Genomic DNA, 2,296 nt, shown 5'->3' on the forward strand with positions numbered 1-2,296 from the left:
GAAGGGCGGCGATCCGCCTGCGGCGAAGGGCGGCGATCCGCCTGCGGCGAAGGGCGGCGATCCGCCTGCGGCGAAGGGTGATTCGCCTGCCGCGAAGGGCGATCCGCCGGGACCGAAGCAGGGTGATCCGCCCGCGCCGAAGGGCGGCGATCCGCCTGCGGCGAAGGGCGATCCGCCGGAGCCGAAGCAGGGCGATCCGCCCGGCCCGAAGCAAGGCGATCCGCCTCCGGCGAAGGGCGACCCGTCGGAGCCGAAGCAGGGCGATCCGCCCGGCCCGAAGCAGGGCGACCCGCCTGCGGCGAAGAGCGACCCGCCGGAGCCGAAGCAGGGCGATCCGCCTGCGGCGAAGGGCGACCCGTCGGAGCCGAAGCAGGGTGACCCGCCCGGTCCGAAGCAGGGCGATCCGCCGGCGCCCAAAGGCGACCCGCCTTCGGCGCTGAACAACCCCGACGACAGCAACCTCCGCGACGGCTCGACCGACGACAAAGGCGACGACAAAGGCGACGACGCGGACGGTGGCAATGTCGAATCGTCGGGGAAGCCGGAGTGGCTCAAGAATGTTGAGGCGGGCAACCAGTTCAACAAGGAGCGTGAGCCGTTCTACACGGAGCGGGGCGGGGCGAACGAGGTCCACGTCGAACCTAAGAGTGACAAGGGTCAGTATCCGCGGGTCGACTCGTATGTGCCGGGTAAGGAGATTGTGTCCCGCAAGCATTCGCAGTTGTCGGAGGTGCAGCCGGAGACGGCGATCGGGTATCTCGAGGAGTTTGACAAGAAGTACAAGGCTGGCACGAAGATCGCCGATACTCCCACCAACCGGCGGGATCTCGGTGACGATCTTATCGGCACGGAACTCGAAGGTGAGATGATCCTCGAGGTGCCACCACAGGACAACGATGTACCCCCCGAGGTTCTCAAGAAGGCGGAAGAACTGGATATCACCATCCGCGACTCGGAGGGCAAGGTCTACGAGCTCGACGACTCGTACACCGAGGACGGGAGCGCCCCGCGCGACGAGGATGACGAATGAGCCGCACAGGAGGGAATCGCCGATGAGCGACGCCGGCGAGATCGAGTATTGCCACTCGTGGAATTCGCGCCGTAACCGGGTCGGCGTCCCGTTGAGCGAGGCGGAGGCCCGGGCGCGCAACGCCGCGGGCGAGCAGTTCATCGCGGTACTGCGGGAGAAGGCCGGCCGCCAGCCGGTGCTGGTGACGGTCTCCGGCGAGAACGGCGTCATCACGGTGACGTTCCGCGACCGGCACGGCCGCCAGAATCTGAAGTACTGGTTCGGCACGGTCGACGACGACGAGCGGCTGTTTCTGCGCACGGTGATGTTCTGGGAGTACCCGAGCGACGATCCGAAGCTGCGCCAGAGCGACGCGACCAAGGTCGAAGATACGTCGTTCCGCCCCGACGGATACGTCAAGCGGGTCGTCATGGACAGCGTCGAACAGGTGAAGGAGACCACCGAATTCAACAGCGTGCCGGTGGCCGACAACTGGGAACCGGTGCCGGAATTCGGCGACTACCGGTCGATCGCCCGTCGTGAGCGGGGCGGCCGGCCGGCCGGCGAATCGGCGGACCGGAGCACCAACTGATCATTGCCATCAAGCGAAGAGCCTTGCCGTCGAAGTTCCGCTACCCATCGGCGGTCGCGCCGGTTGACAGCCGCCGACCCCGGTAGTGCTTTGTCAGGTGCTCGGGATGTGTTGTGGCGTAAGCGCTTCAGTATCCGGTGCCGGCTCGGGCGCCGTGATCGCTTGCGTTTTCGTCGATCTTGCAGTTGTGTCCGCTCAGAAACGGGGCAAAGTACCGCGAAAAGGCGAGCACAAGGCTCTCCGGTCGCTTGTGTGGGTGATCGGCGGGTCGTGACGGGGCGCACGCCGTTGCCTGGCCTAGGTTCCGAGCTGTCTGACGGCTTCGGTTCTAGGTGGGGGCAACGGCGTGCGTTCGTTGAGGGTATGGGCTCGGCTGCTCGGGGGCGGGGAGGTGGTGGTCGAGTCGGTCGATGTCGAGTCGGATGTCGGGTCGGATGTCGGGTCGGATGTCGGGTCGGATGTCGGGTCGGTCGTGGTGGTGTCGGTGCGTCCCTCGTTGCGGGCGGCGGGCCGGTGCGGGCGGTGTGGGCGGCGCAGTTCCGGTTATGACGCCGGTCAGGGGCGGCGGCGGTGGCGGAGTCTGGATGTGGGGGTGCGGCAGGCGTTCGTGGAGGCTGACGCGCCGCGGGTGCGGTGTGTCGAGCACGGGGTGGTGGTCGCGGCGGTGCCGTGGGCGCGGCACCGGGCCGGACACA

General features: G+C 67.6%; 1 protein-coding gene and 2 pseudogenes. All 3 read left to right on the top strand.

The window, feature by feature from the left end; genetic code table 11:
* Nucleotides 1-1,030: pseudogene (locus Vau01_RS44790) on the top strand (hypothetical protein); the annotation flags it as partial.
* Nucleotides 1,031-1,052: 22 nt separating this feature from the next.
* Nucleotides 1,053-1,601, top strand: coding sequence for a hypothetical protein (locus Vau01_RS44795; protein WP_204006402.1), 549 nt, complete (start codon nt 1,053-1,055; stop codon nt 1,599-1,601).
* A 475-nt stretch (nt 1,602-2,076) separates the two neighbouring features.
* Nucleotides 2,077-2,296, top strand: a pseudogene (locus tag Vau01_RS63900) (transposase family protein); the annotation flags it as partial.

Source organism: Virgisporangium aurantiacum (assembly GCF_016863635.1).
Lineage (GTDB): Bacteria > Actinomycetota > Actinomycetes > Mycobacteriales > Micromonosporaceae > Virgisporangium > Virgisporangium aurantiacum.

Bases quoted from the DNA above. Each gene is read 5' to 3' on its own strand.
- Vau01_RS44795 (WP_204006402.1), top strand. From the start codon at position 1,053: ATGAGCGACGCCGGCGAGATCGAGTATTGCCACTCGTGGAATTCGCGC.